The 13185-nt window shown below is 55.5% G+C and carries 12 protein-coding genes; 5 read left to right on the top strand and 7 right to left on the bottom strand.

All coding sequences use genetic code 11. The annotated features are described in order from the left end of the window. Positions 1 to 300: 300 nt before the first annotated feature. The 5 genes from DWB67_RS15950 to DWB67_RS15930 form a co-directional block, all read right to left on the bottom strand. Entirely contained in the window at positions 301 to 1032 is a 732-nt protein-coding gene (locus tag DWB67_RS15950; RefSeq protein ID WP_119808567.1) for a glycerophosphodiester phosphodiesterase family protein, read from the bottom strand. Positions 1033 to 1117: 85 nt separating this feature from the next. After that, positions 1118 to 2212, bottom strand: a complete 1095-nt coding sequence (locus tag DWB67_RS15945) for an extracellular solute-binding protein (RefSeq protein ID WP_119808566.1) — start codon at positions 2210 to 2212, stop codon at positions 1118 to 1120. Positions 2213 to 2242: 30 nt separating this feature from the next. After that, on the bottom strand, positions 2243 to 2992 hold the full coding sequence (locus tag DWB67_RS15940; RefSeq protein ID WP_255418717.1) for an ABC transporter permease: 750 nt from the start codon (positions 2990 to 2992) through the stop codon (positions 2243 to 2245). Between the two features lie 80 nt (positions 2993 to 3072). Next, a complete protein-coding gene (locus tag DWB67_RS15935; RefSeq protein WP_119808565.1) occupies positions 3073 to 3975 on the bottom strand; it encodes an ABC transporter permease in 903 nt (300 codons plus the stop codon). Next, positions 3972 to 5039, bottom strand: coding sequence for an ABC transporter ATP-binding protein (locus tag DWB67_RS15930; RefSeq protein ID WP_119808564.1), 1068 nt, complete (start codon positions 5037 to 5039; stop codon positions 3972 to 3974). The genes DWB67_RS15935 and DWB67_RS15930 overlap by 4 nt, the downstream gene beginning before the upstream one ends. A 172-nt stretch (positions 5040 to 5211) precedes the next feature. On the opposite strand from DWB67_RS15930, the gene DWB67_RS15925 reads away from it, so the two are divergent. Beyond that, on the top strand, positions 5212 to 6336 hold the full coding sequence (locus DWB67_RS15925; RefSeq protein WP_119808563.1) for an ROK family transcriptional regulator: 1125 nt from the start codon (positions 5212 to 5214) through the stop codon (positions 6334 to 6336). Positions 6337 to 6339: 3 nt separating this feature from the next. Next, on the top strand, positions 6340 to 7137 hold the full coding sequence (locus tag DWB67_RS15920; protein ID WP_119808562.1) for an inositol monophosphatase family protein: 798 nt from the start codon (positions 6340 to 6342) through the stop codon (positions 7135 to 7137). A 711-nt stretch (positions 7138 to 7848) separates the two neighbouring features. On the opposite strand, the gene DWB67_RS15915 is transcribed toward DWB67_RS15920, so the two are convergent. After that, positions 7849 to 8373, bottom strand: a complete 525-nt coding sequence (locus DWB67_RS15915) for a TetR/AcrR family transcriptional regulator (RefSeq protein ID WP_119808561.1) — start codon at positions 8371 to 8373, stop codon at positions 7849 to 7851. A gap of 70 nt (positions 8374 to 8443) precedes the next feature. On the opposite strand from DWB67_RS15915, the gene DWB67_RS15910 reads away from it, so the two are divergent. The 3 genes from DWB67_RS15910 (at position 8444) to DWB67_RS15900 (ending at position 11263) form a co-directional block, all read left to right on the top strand. After that, entirely contained in the window at positions 8444 to 9514 is a 1071-nt protein-coding gene (locus tag DWB67_RS15910; RefSeq protein ID WP_119808560.1) for an alcohol dehydrogenase family protein, read from the top strand. Positions 9515 to 9748: 234 nt separating this feature from the next. Continuing rightward, a complete protein-coding gene (locus DWB67_RS15905) occupies positions 9749 to 10168 on the top strand; it encodes an ASCH domain-containing protein (RefSeq protein ID WP_119808559.1) in 420 nt (139 codons plus the stop codon). Between the two features lie 429 nt (positions 10169 to 10597). After that, positions 10598 to 11263, top strand: a complete 666-nt coding sequence (locus tag DWB67_RS15900) for an SGNH/GDSL hydrolase family protein (RefSeq protein ID WP_119808558.1) — start codon at positions 10598 to 10600, stop codon at positions 11261 to 11263. A gap of 550 nt (positions 11264 to 11813) precedes the next feature. On the opposite strand, the gene DWB67_RS15895 is transcribed toward DWB67_RS15900, so the two are convergent. Next, positions 11814 to 13175 carry an amidase family protein gene (locus DWB67_RS15895; protein WP_182911622.1) on the bottom strand — a complete coding sequence of 454 codons (1362 nt, stop codon included), beginning with the start codon at positions 13173 to 13175 and terminating at the stop codon, positions 11814 to 11816. Positions 13176 to 13185 lie beyond the last annotated feature (10 nt).

Raw genomic sequence — 13185 nt, 5'->3', positions numbered from 1 at the left:
GACCGCACGAGCGCGGACCTCAGGAGAGTAGCGATTTGCCATTTTGCTTTTTGTCATAACCATCATCCTTACTTAAGTTGATGGTCTCCGACAGACCCGGGGCGATTCACATGGGCGGATTCCGGACTTCGCTACGTATGTGAAATCGAATAAGCTGACAGAAGAAAGCGGTCGTTCTGGGTGAAAAACGGTTTGTGCTCTTATGCAATGATTGCAACGAGCCCAAGAAGCAGGAATTGCGCTAAATGTCGAAGGTCCGTTGCCCGGATAAAACCTGAGCATCCCACAAAACGGCTTTCTCTATGTTGGGCTGTTTGCGAGAAGATCGACTTGATCCGAAAGAATTGACGTTACACCCGCCTTCAAGAATCGGTCTGCCATTTCAGCGTCATTGATCGTCGCCACGGCGATTTCAATATCGGCATATGGTTTCAAATCTTCGGGGGATGTGACGTCCGCCTGAACGTGTAAAATTTGGCACCGAGCCTCACTTAGGCGCGCCTTTGGGTCTTTAGGCAGGAATTCCGTGGCGAGCGCGCGCGGTACATCAGGCAAGGCAGCAGCGCAGGTGCGCGTGATGCGTTCGGAGAAACCGGACAAGAACAAACCCCTATCGCCTAAGGGCCATGTGGTTTGAAGCTCTGCGATGACGGCGGCCACAAGGTCTTCTTCACGGCCTACATTTTCTTTCAATTCAAGCTGAAGCGACAAGCCACAATCGAGGACGCATTGCAGATAGGACCGCAAATCAGGCACTCGCGCATTGGCGAACTCCGGTGAGAACCACGAGCCCGCATCGAGACCGCAAATCGTTTCGGTCGAAGTCGAAATGACGCGCCCGCTGCCCGATGTCGTGCGATCAAGCATTGCATCATGGATTATGACAAGACCTCCATCGGCCGTTAAACGCACATCCGTTTCGATCCAGCGCGCGCCCATTTTGGCCGCCAGCTCCACGGCGACAAGTGTATTTTCAGGCGATACGGCGGATGCACCACGATGGGCAATTAGGGGACTGTCTACAATTTTCATGTTACGGCGCTTTCATTACAAAAAGGTAAGATGCAGGCCCCCGGGGGAGGCGGAGGGCCTGCGCTTTGGCGTTTCTTGGAGCGCCTTAGCGTTCGAGGACGACGTCTTCGATAAAGCGATCAAGCACTGCGTCGCGGAACGGGTTTTGTGTCCACGGCATTTGGCGGTCACGCATACTGTTGGGCACCAAGGCTGCGCTGTCATCCGATCCAGTGTTCATTGGCATGCTGCCAAAGAGTGCGTTAAGCTCAGTCTGAACTTCAGGCGAGGTGAGCCATGCAATAAAGAGTTGCGCGGCAGCAGGGTGCGGCGCGTTCTTTGGGATCGCAACGAAATTACCACCACCGAACATGCCCATTTCTGGAATATAGAACGCCAGATCAGAGCGGATTTCGCCGCTGTTTTGCAGACCTGCCATATGATCTTCCCAAGCCGGAACAAGCGTAAACTCACCGTCTGACAGACGTGTAAGGCTGTCCGCGTTAGACGCAGTGATCTCATAATTTGCGGCATATTCGTTGAAGAGCGCGATGCCGTCATCGGTCTTTGCGATCTTGTCGTCGCTCAATTCCCCGTCGGCATAGGCGTCGTCTGACATCACGCGCAGAATGTTATGCAGGAACGATGGACCAGAGCCGCCGTTTTCATAATTGAAACCCATTTTTCCGGGGTTGGCCGCCCAGAAGGCCGCAAAGTCTTCGACAGATTGCGGTAAGTCTGCTTGCGCAATTTTGGTCGGATCATATGCGATGCCTGTCTGGTTGCCCCAGTAACCAAGCGCTGTGTTGCTACCATCCACGCCTACAATCTCGGTCATGCGGCCTTCATCTTCGGGCAGGTTGTCGAGCATCATCAACATGTCTGTTGGAATGGATTCCACGCGGTCCACGCCGAAAGCAAGGACGTCGATATCACCTGCGTCACGGTTGGTTTCTGCGAGGAACTTGTCGATATTAGAGGCATGGTCGCCATCAGGGATGGTGACTGTGATTCCGGTTTCATCGGTAAACTGCTGGGTAAATTCGCGGAAACGGTCCCCAAAGTACCACACAAACCAAGTAACTTCGCCTTCTTCTTTGGCTTGGGCTTCGATATCAGTCCAAGCGGTTGCATGGCCCTCGGCCAAGAGCGGGGTTGCGGAAAGAGCGAGAACGCTTGCGATCAATAGCTTCTTAATCATGTCTTTCTCCTCAAGGTTTGTAAAAACATCTCAACAGCCCTTGCCAGATGCCATCGCTGGATTGGCAGACTTCAGCAGCCTTTCCAGAAACAGCATCAGGATCACGTTCGGGAAAGCGAGAATTAGGGACAGCACAGCCGCATTGGGCCGGTTGAAATCTTGGCCGAGTGAGGCATAGACCAATGTCGGAATGGTCACGAAACCGGGCTGACCGACAATATAGGCAATGGCGAATTCCTCGACGGATTTAATGAAAACGATCAGCAATGTAGCCAGAACGCCGGGCTTGACAGCAGGCCAATAGGCCGCTCGAAACACGGCCCAAGGGGACGCGCCCAGATCGCGGGCCGCATTGATATGATCGATCCTGACCTGCTCAAAGCTGACTGACATGATGCGAATTGCGTAGGGCAGGAACAGCACGATATGGGCGAACAGGATGGTCGCAAACCGGTATTGAGCCAGCCCGATTTGGTACAGGATCGAGGTGAAAAAGATTGCCGTGACGAAGGACGGCACAACGAGGGGCAAAAGCGCGACCAGCTTAACGGCCTCCTTGCCCTGAAAGTCGTAGCGCCCGATTGCAAAGGCTGTTGGCATCGAGATGGCGAAGGTCAGCAACGCGGCTAAGGGGGCTAGCGTGTATGAATTCAGCAATGCAGGCTTTAGCAGCGAATTTTCCCACATATACGACCAGCGGTAGGTCGAGATGACTGGCGGCAACAGGTTGTCCGGCGTCCAAGGTAGGGCGGGATCAACAAGCGACCACAGAACGGCCATGGTAAACGGGATGACCAACCACAAGATAGCAACTGAGATCAACAGGATCATTAATGCGCGATTAAGGATGTGCGGCGTAATCATGTCTGTGCCTCCACGCGCCGCGTCTCATACCAAGTCACCACACGCGCGATGGGCCGTTCGCGAAAGATGAGCCGTGCCGTCAATGCCATCAACACGGCCCCAATCAAGGAAAGCGCCATCAGCGTTACGCCCACACCAGCGGCTTCGTTCCAGCGCCCTCGCCCGCGGAAAAATTCCATATACTGGGACAGGGATTGACGGTTTGTCGGCCCCACGGTGGTCTGGAATGTGAAATCAGCTAGCGCGTCGATGAAGACGATGATCAGCGCGGCCTGCATCGCGGACACGGTAAGCGGCGCGATGATACGGCGGAACCTCTCAACGGTCCCCGCGCCCAGATCCTGAGCCGCATTCAAGGTGTCTTGCGGAATGGATTGCACGGCCCCCGTGAGCAGGAGCAGCGCGAAGGGCATGTTCTTCCACACTTGCAGGAATAGCAGGCCCACGGCACCGCTGTCATTTTGCAAGCGGCGAGGGTCATCAAAGATACCCGTCCAAACCAAAAGCTGGTTCACAAGGCCGTTGTAACTGATGATGTTGAGGAACAGGAACGCCGCAACGATCCCATGGATCATCAGCGGCGCCTTGAGGATCGCTGAGATCGTCAATGAGCCTTTGAATGGTTTGCGCAACCAAAGTGCGAGTGGATAGGCCACCGCCACTGATAGCACAGCTGCCCAGAACCCGATGAACAGCGAATAGCGCACAGCGGTCCAATAGGATTTGCGCCCTATCAGTTTTTCCCAGAACTCCATAGAAAACCCGCTATCGCCCGTCAGATTGTAAAAGCCGACGCTTTGTGCGATTGCGATGTAGATCACAGCGCCGATAAACACGGCGATCAGCCCAATTCCCGGCAACAGCAGGACCGCGATAAACCATGGCGACGGGCGGGTCATGACGCCACCTTCGAGACACTATCCGACAGGAACACGATGTTGTCCGGCAAGATCGAGAACGTCATGTCTTCGCCCGCGACCAAGTTGGTTTCGGTCTGCTGGACGCGAAAGGTTTTGCCCTCCACATCAAAGAAAAGATCGGTGTAGGCCCCCTCAAAGGAACGGCGAACCACTTTGGCGGTGACTGCATTCACGGGGTCGTGCCCCATGATCACAGCCTCGGCACGCCACGCGATAAGAACATTATCCGCCTCAGGCGGGGTGTCAGATCGAACCATCAGCGGTCCCAATGGAGTGACAACCTGCCAGACATCTACCTGCGCGCGCGACACCACCCGTGCCTGCATCACATTTGCGGACCCGACAAAATCCGCGACAAACCGGGTGCGCGGCGCGTGGTATAGGTCTTGCGGTGTGCCAGCTTGTTCAAGTTGCCCTTTGTTAAGCACGAATATCTTGTCAGACATTGCAAGTGCTTCGTTCTGGTCGTGCGTGACGTAAACGGCGGTCAATCCGAAGTCTTGCTGAATTGACCGAATTTCGTGGCGCACGGTTTCGCGCAGCTTTGCATCGAGGTTTGACAAGGGTTCATCGAATAGGATGACCGATGGGCGGACTGTCAGCGCGCGTCCCAAAGACACGCGTTGTTGTTGCCCGCCAGACAGCTGGTTGGGCAGCTTTGATAGATGATCCCCAAGATCAAGCTGGCCGACAACATCACGCAGCCGTTTGGCGCGATCAGCCCCCGACATGCCGCGCTGGCGCAGCCCAAAAACGAGATTTTCTTCAACGCTTAAATGCGGGAACAATGCGTAGGATTGAAAACAAAGTGCGGTATCGCGCCGTTCTGGCGGAGTGTCCGTGACATCGATGCCATCGATGTAGACGCGGCCATCAGTCGGCTTCAAAAAACCCGAAATCACGTTAAGCAGAGTTGTTTTTCCACAGCCCGATGGCCCCAATAACGTCACGAACGACCCTGCGGGAACTTCGAGATCAATGTTTTTCAACGCGTCGACCGCATCGAAACGGACGGCGATTTTCTTTGCAGCCAAGCCAGACATGCATTCTCCTATATATTTCCGGCTGCTCAATTTTCGAAGCAGTTGTCTATTTCACACGTTATGTGTAGTATATTTATACTCGCTGTGTGTAAAATTAATGACAGTAGCAATTTTCTGCCAATTATCTGGTTGGAAACTTTGATCTAAAGAACGAAAACGGTGAGAAATCATTATGAAACAACGCATTTCGGACCTCAAGACAATCAGCGAAAACCAACGCGACCTGTTGACGCTCATCCGGCAGAACCAGCCGATCCGTCGGTCATCGTTGACTGAACGGACGAACCTGACGCAGCAATCCGTCTACCGAATCGTGTCGTCGCTTGAAGACCTTGGGCTCATCACTTCTGCGCCGGGCGAAGCATCAGGACCCGGCAAACCCAGTCCACTGATCTCACTGGTTGACAGAGCATGTTTCGGGCTTGGCATCCTTGTGAACACGGATTCCGTTGTCATTTCGGTTGTGGGAATGAATTGCGAACCGCTTGCGTCGTGCCACTGCGACATTGACGTCAGTAAACGTGGCCCTGCGCTGGATGCGATCAAACGCGAAGTCACGGCACTGCTGGCCACGAACGATATTCCCGAAAGCGCCCTGTGCGGGATCGGTTTTACCTTGCCGGGTTTCTTTGTAGAAAGCCATGCACAGATGAACGCCCCCGAGCTATTGAGCGATTGGTCCCTTGTTGATTTTCGTCCCGAAATACAGGACCGGTTCGACCTGCCTGTCACCCTTGAAAACAGCGCAAATGCGCGCGCGATTGGTGAAATCCTCGGGCCGATTGGCAAGCGATATCGCGACTTTATCTATCTGGGCTTCGATTATGGTTTTGGTGGGTCGGTTGTTATTGACGGGCGCCTTCACGCTGGCAGGGCTGGCAACGCAGGCGAGTTCTCTGCGATCTGGGTTGGCGATGAAATTGAGCGACGTCCTGCGCTTGGTTTGTTGTTGAAGCACCTGAAAACCTACGGCGTTCATCTGTCGGGCATTGAACAACTTCGGCGCGATTTTGATCCGTCATGGCCGGGCCTAGAATCGTGGATCGACCAAACAATGCCCCACCTGAACCGCCTGATCTTTGGCGTGACCGGTATAATCGATCCAGAAGCCATTGTCTTTGGAGGGCAGATCGCGCCAGAGTTGGCGCAAATGCTGATGGACCGCGTCGAATTCCCGCAAGAGTTCCGCTATGGACGGCCACCACCGCTGCCCGATCTTGTACTGGGATCAACAATCGACACGCCTGCGGCCAATGGCGTGGCGCAACTTCCCCTTAAACAACTCTATTTTCGGTAGGTTATGATGAACTCAACGCTTATTCGTGACAGACAAACCGCCTGTGAGGCGATCTTGAAACAAGCGGGACAGGCCGCGAAAGGGCGATTTGAAGCACGGGACTATGAAACGCAAATGAAGGGCCCGCAGGATTTTGTGTCCGAGGTTGACCATGCGACCGAGCGGGTAATCAAAGACGCTCTCGCGCGCCAGTTCCCAGATGACGGGTTCATGGGCGAGGAGAGTGGCGGCGACTTGGCTGCGGCATCTTGGATTGTCGATCCGATTGACGGCACATCGAATTTCGTGCGCGGAACAGCCTATTGGTGCCTTTCTGCGGCCTTTGTCGTGGATGGTGTCGCGGTGATCGGTGTCATCTACGACCCGATGCTGGACGAGATGTTTTCGTGCCATGCTGGCGGAGGGGCGCAATTGAACGGGCGAGCGATGTCAGTGTCGAAAACCGCTGCAGCGACGGATGCAGTGCTCGGGATCAGCTTCAGTTTTCAAAGCGCGCCTGACGATGTTGCCCGTGTGGTGCATACCCTTATCGAAAACGGAACGAATTTCCGCCTGATGGGTGCTGGCGCGTTGTCGCTCGCTCATTGCGCGGCGGGGCGCACGGACGGGTTCTGGGAATCCTATATGAAACCATGGGACGCGGCCGCCGGACTTTTGTTGATCAAAGAGGCTGGTGGCGCGGTTTCCGACTACGGTGCTGGGAATGGCTACGCCAACGGCAACGCTGTGTTGGGTGCTGCGCCCTTTATGGCGGATTTTTTTTCCGACCTGACCGGCGTGGCCTTGGCGAAACTTGCGTGATCGAGATCACGAGCGGTGCGATGCTGTTGTTGTGTGCCGTCAAAATATTGCGATCAGGGATCGAAAAGCAATTTGGGCCTTGGGTCACCGCCGCGTTGAAGGAATTAACAGCAAGCCGGCCACTATCAGATATATCGTACTGGACCGGCACGAGTGCTTGAAAAAGACTCGGCGGAAGCCCCTAACTAGACCCCGTTTTGGGTCGAGATGTCTGGTGCGACCAACCCCATTCTTTAGATCATCCACACTCCTGATAATCGATGGTACAAATCGCTTTGCCCTATGGATATTTGAAGCGAAGCCGTCATGACCCTAGTTAAGGCGAAAGGCGGCTTTTGTATGCAAAAGAGGTCTTCAGGCGGATTGAGGAAATTCAAACTGGCGAAAAAGGAAGAATAGTTGTCGAAAAAGGACAACTATATGTAAAACGACAAGCTACTTTTTCTTTCAGATGACGTGATATCAGATACTTATGCTGTTTTCCGTAAATGAACCTTTCCCTTCTCGCCAAGGTAATATTCTTCGTTTTAATAGCGAAGGTGATCCATCGGTGATTGATGGATGCACCGGCGAACAGGGCGGTTAGCCGCCATTCGCTGCGTTTGAAATAGATGCCGGCTATGCGGCAAAGCAGCCGTTATTCTCACCGCGAGTTTAATAAGCGTTTCTGCCTTGAAGCAGATTGAGCTGCGGGATTTGGCTGTGGGTCGGTCATCTGTCCGGTGATAGCAGTGAAAGACCTAATCGCTTGGCCGCATCAAGCGCGGCCTCGCTATGTAGGGGCCATGCTTGCGTCAGTCCTTCGATGATCAACAACAGCGCGATATCGGCACCCTTCAGTTTGGTCGCTGCTGCGGCTTTTGCAGCGACCTCTGCCTTGTGATGCTCGAGTAGAGCGCGGAGAGGCTGACTTCCGGGTTCAGCGGCCACCGCAGCATGAAAAAGGCAGCCATGCGAGCTCTCGGTCGCCATCCAGTCCCCGACGCGGGTCAGTATCGTATCAAGCGCCTCGCTAGGGTCCTCTGGCAGGTCATCAAAAACGCGGACGAGATAGCGCTGGTGCCGGTTCTCCAAAGCCGCGAGCACCATTTCCGCCCGAGACGGCGTGTATTTGTAAAGTGTGCGAAGGCTCACGCCTGCAGCATCTCGCAGGTCCTCGACGCTTGGCTCTGCGAAGCCTTGGCTAGCAAAGGCACGCTCAAGCCCTTCGGATATCTTGCTCATCATATCGCTCATACTTGACGATGTAGAATGATCTCTCTACCTGTACAAGTAGAGTAATCATTCTACATTGGGGAATTCCACAATGACACTTCCTAAAACGATGAAAGCTGTAATCCTCACGGGCCATGGCGGGTTAGATAAGCTTGAATGGCGTGACGATGTATTGGTTCCGCGGCCGGAACCTGGCGAGGTATTGATCCGTGTGGGCGCGTCGGCGGTGAACAACACCGACATCAACACGCGAACCGGCTGGTATTCGAAAGCGGTGCGGGGCGACACGGGTTCGGCCGCGACAGAGGGCTATGCAGGTGCCTCTGATGCCGACGGCGCATGGTCCGGCGCGCTCAGCTTTCCGCGCATTCAAGGTGCGGACTGCTGCGGTGAGATCGTTGCGGTTGGTGACGGTGTGGACGCTGCGCGGATCGGTCAGCGCGTGCTGGTGCGGCCTATGCATCGTCCAACCGGGGCCGGACCAGATGCGCTTGTGACCTTCGGCTCGGAACGCAATGGCGGCTTTGCCGAATACACCACCGTGGGCGACGAACACGCATTGCGGATAGAGAGCCCCCTTACGGATGTCGAGCTCGCGTCCTTTCCTTGTGCATTCTCCACTGCGGAGGGCATGATCCAACGCGCCGGACTGGGCACTGAGCGTGTGCTGATCTCTGGTGCATCTGGCGGCGTCGGCTCGGCGGCGGTGCAACTGGCCAAGCGGCGAGGAGCGCATGTCACAGCGTCTACCAGCCCGGCGAAGATGGACGCGCTGAAAACCCTCGGCGCAGATGCGGTGATGGACCGGAACAAAGCTTATCCGGATGAAGCCTTCGACGTCGTGCTCGACCTTGTAGGTGGGCCGCGCTGGCCCGAACTGCTCAATGCGTTGGTGCCACGGGGGAGCTATGTGACATCGGGAGCTATTGCAGGACCGATCGTCGAGCTTGATCTGCGGACGCTTTACCTCAAAGACCTGACCCTCATCGGGAGCACTCGGCAGGACCCACGCGTCTTCACTGACTTGGTCAGCTACATTGAAGCGAACGAGATCAAGCCTTTGGTCGCTGAAACCTATCCATTAGCCGACTTGCACGCGGCGCAGAAAGCATTTTTGGAAAAGTCGCACATGGGCAAAATCGGTGTAGTGATATCGGGCTGATCGCCACGAGGCTGCATCAGAGCCTTTGACCAGAGTCATCGTCTTGAAAAAATCCGAACCGGACCTTCGCAGCCTACTGCGGTGAGGTCCGGTTTGGGCCGAAAGCGACGCCACGCTAGAGATGATCTAGCGCTTAGTCTTGCTGCGCCGCCGCAAGTCGACTTCGAGCCCTTCTCTATCATTCACGCAGTCAATACGGTCCTCGGCAATACTACCAAAACGGAGGATTAAGCCATGTCACCCATCGAAGCCTTGAAGGATCGCTACCCTGATGCTGTGACGTTCAAGTTCGGCGATAGCGCAGCGCTTAGCGCTGCCCTCGTTTCTAATGTTCGGTCAGGAAGGAAGGTAGCGACTTGCGGCGCGCTACGTGACTTCGAAGATGGCGAGCCCCTTCCGTCGATCGGGCGGCGAGACATTGTTCTTGCATGGGACGGGTCGCCGGAGCTTGTCATCGAAACAGTAGAGGTTGTTCAGTGCAGCTTCGAAGAAGTAACGGAGGCGATGGCGCTTGCAGAAGGTGAAAACGACGACCTTGCAGGTTGGCGCAACGATCACCGCGCCTTTTTTCGAAGAACCGGAGGATTTTCACTTGAGATGCAGCTCGTGTGGGAACGGTTTACCCTTATCGAAGATCTCGCCCACAAGGGCTGACCGTCCGCTATGCCAGCTGCAACCGCAGCGTCTTGATTGAAAAGGAAGGTCCGCAAAGGGCCGGGTGCGCGGGTCAGAGGCAGCCCGGCACTGGCCTTGGCGCGAGGGGCTGCAGAAAGACATTAAGAGCCCTATTTACCGATTTTCTGCATTGCAACGAATGTCCACTGCGACGTGAAGGCCAAAAGCCCCGGCCATGTCCGGAAATCGCGTTGGCAGGCCCGGCATCCGTCCTTATGGCACGTTTTCAAAACCAAAAGACCGAACGACTTGACGGTTTTTGAATTGTGTTTGATCCTATGGTAGTTACTTCCATTCGCACGACTTCCTCGTCGCTTGATCCTGCGGCACTTGACGGCGAGAATTCGGGACCATCTTCTATGGCCTGAACACAAGATGCGTTTGATCAATTTGTAAAAGGAACGATCAATGCCCGAGAAACGTATCATGTGCTTTGGCGACTCCCTCACTTGGGGCTGGGTGCCTGTAATCGAGGGCGCGCCAACGAGCCGCTATCCAGCGGATGTGCGATGGACTGGATTGCTAAAAAAAAATCTGGGCGAGGGCCATGTCATCATTGAAGAGGGTCTGGGCGGACGCACCACATCGTTAGATGACCCCACGGATCCGCGTCTTAACGGCAGTGCTTATCTGCCGTCTGCGTTGGCCAGTCACCTACCGCTCGATCTCGTGATCCTCATGCTCGGGACCAATGATACGAAGGCCTATTTCCATCGCTCAGCGTTCGAAACCACGGTTGGGATGTCCAAGCTGGTTGGCCAAGTGTTCTCATGTGCCGGTGGCGTCGGGACTGTCTATCCAGCGCCACAGGTTCTCATCATTGCGCCGCCCCCCTTAACGTCGATGCCACACGCCTATTTCCAGTCTCTGTTCAATGGTGCGCATGAAAAAACTCTCCAGTTCGGGAAGTTATACGCGGACCTGGCGGATTTCATGAAAGTGCATTTCCTTGACGCAGGTCAGGTGATTTCAACTGACGGTATTGATGGCATTCATTTTTCGGAAGACAACAACCTGGTCCTCAGCAAGGCGGTTGCGGGAAAGGTCCGCTCGATCTTTGAGGCCATCCCATAGGGGCGTTTAGTCAGCGAATTCGATTGACGACCGTTGCCTTGAACGCGCGCTGCCGCTGATCATAATGACTATCTTTTCTGGACCCTTGGTGTCGGAGGTCACTTCCAAGCCAAACCTGACCTTGGGGCAACGCGCAGCGAATGCACACTATGTCCGCATAGCAGACTGTGCCTGGTCAACCGCGCCGCGCCAAGCGCGAACGTCCGGTTTGGGGATGCTGCAAGGCAGCGCCTGACAGCGGTCGCTTGGCCGCTTTGGCCGTGAGTGGAGCCGCGCTAGGGGCGATCGAAAGCTTTGTCCTGCTGCACTGCCGCAAGTCGGCTTCGAGCCCATTGTGAGGGTTTTCCGCAACGCAGCTAGAGTCTGCTTGCAGGAACTGGAAGTTTTGAGCTCGTTATGTTTCCACACAGCCGACCTGGTTATCTAGTAATCACGCTGCAGCGCGCCCCTTTATGGGGACACGTCGCAAATGTGCAATAAAGTAGGTTCTGAAAATAACGCAAAGCCGATTGTTTCCTTATTTTCGTCTCTAGCTGCTTAAAAAGTGGAGTTAAGGGACCAAGTTGCGTTCAATGGCGTGGCAGTGGCTGAGCAGGTCCAAATCGGAAGACTGCGCCATTGAAAACAGCACGCCGATGGGCGCGCCGTTATTTGCGTGACCCGCAGGAATGCTGACACCCGGCATTCCCAGATAGTTTCCCAACATCGTGTTGCGCAAAGCGAGCAGATTTGTCTGTGCGAAAAAGTCGTCGTCAGCTTCAAGCGCGGCGATCGATGGCGCGGTGATAGCGACCGTAGGCATGACCAGAATGTCGCGACCTAGATCAGCGGCAACAGCCCGTTCAAGGCGTGCGCGATCCCATTGCAGCTGGATATAGTCTTGCGCTGAAAACTGCGTGGCGGTTCCCATGCGGTCAAACACCCGTTGGTCCATTTTGTCGGCATCGGGGCTGGCAAGTAGGTCTTTGTGCAGCGTCGCGGCCTCCGCCACGGTCAGTGTGCCGTGCTTGGCGAACAGGGCGACCACATCGTCGAAGATAGGGAAAGCGCGGCGGGTGACGGTGTAGCCTGCGTTTTGAAGCTTCTCTAACGCATGATCGAAACAGGCGGCGACGTCAGGCTCCACCCCGTCCATGACCACATTTGTTGGCACGACGAGATTAGGCTTTTGGGTTGAACCCGTCGGGGTTTCTCGCGGTGTCTCGCCGCGCAAAATGGCGTCGAATGTGGCGATGTCGGCGATGGAATGGGCGAAGCTGCCGACGGAATCCAAGCTGTCTGACAGCGGAAAAATACCCGTTTTATCGTAGTGGGTCTGGCTGGATTTGAAACCAGTGATCCCGCAGAATGATGCGGGAACGCGCACAGAGCCCGCCGTGTCCGTGCCGATGGCCAGCGGCACGAGGGATGCGGCAACCGCCACCGCAGAGCCTGCGGACGAGCCGCCCGGTGCCAAGGGGTCACCGCCGGAGTGTGGGTTCACGGGAGTGCCAAAATGCGGGTTCAACCCAAGGCCTGAGTAAGCAAATTCCGACAGGTTGGTTTTGCCGATGCAGATCAAACCGGCCTTGGTGCAGTTTTCATAAATGACGGCGCCCTGCGCGGGTGGCGTTGCGTGCTCATAGACAGCGCTTGCCGCCGTGGTGGGCGTGTCGGGGATGTCGACCAGATCTTTCCATGCGACGGGGATACCGTCCCAATCACTCAGCGGGCGTCCGGCCTTGCGGCGCGCGTCACTTTCGCGGGCGGCAGCCAGCGCAGGCTCTTCGGTCAAGGTGATGAAGATCGCGTCGTCCCCGTGTTCCTTGATCGCGGCAAAGCAGGCTGCGATCAGTGCTTCTGAGGTCAGTTCGCCAGCGGCAATGCGGGCGGCCAGCGCGGTGGCGCTTACAGCAGTCAGGTCAGTGTTCAATTTAGGCTCC

The sequence above is a fragment of the Paracoccus sp. JM45 genome (genome assembly GCF_003590715.1).
Classification (GTDB): Bacteria; Pseudomonadota; Alphaproteobacteria; order Rhodobacterales; family Rhodobacteraceae; genus Paracoccus.
This window is presented reverse-complemented; position numbering and strand designations above follow the sequence as displayed.

Coding starts and splice junctions, on each gene's coding strand:
- DWB67_RS15950 (WP_119808567.1), bottom strand. CDS start 1,032: ATGAAAATTGTAGACAGTCCCCTAATTGCCCATCGTGGTGCATCCGCC.
- DWB67_RS15945 (WP_119808566.1), bottom strand. CDS start 2,212: ATGATTAAGAAGCTATTGATCGCAAGCGTTCTCGCTCTTTCCGCAACC.
- DWB67_RS15940 (WP_255418717.1), bottom strand. CDS start 2,992: ATGGCCGTTCTGTGGTCGCTTGTTGATCCCGCCCTACCTTGGACGCCG.
- DWB67_RS15935 (WP_119808565.1), bottom strand. CDS start 3,975: ATGACCCGCCCGTCGCCATGGTTTATCGCGGTCCTGCTGTTGCCGGGA.
- DWB67_RS15930 (WP_119808564.1), bottom strand. CDS start 5,039: ATGTCTGGCTTGGCTGCAAAGAAAATCGCCGTCCGTTTCGATGCGGTC.
- DWB67_RS15925 (WP_119808563.1), top strand. CDS start 5,212: ATGAAACAACGCATTTCGGACCTCAAGACAATCAGCGAAAACCAACGC.
- DWB67_RS15920 (WP_119808562.1), top strand. CDS start 6,340: ATGATGAACTCAACGCTTATTCGTGACAGACAAACCGCCTGTGAGGCG.
- DWB67_RS15915 (WP_119808561.1), bottom strand. CDS start 8,373: ATGAGCGATATGATGAGCAAGATATCCGAAGGGCTTGAGCGTGCCTTT.
- DWB67_RS15910 (WP_119808560.1), top strand. CDS start 8,444: ATGACACTTCCTAAAACGATGAAAGCTGTAATCCTCACGGGCCATGGC.
- DWB67_RS15905 (WP_119808559.1), top strand. CDS start 9,749: ATGTCACCCATCGAAGCCTTGAAGGATCGCTACCCTGATGCTGTGACG.
- DWB67_RS15900 (WP_119808558.1), top strand. CDS start 10,598: ATGCCCGAGAAACGTATCATGTGCTTTGGCGACTCCCTCACTTGGGGC.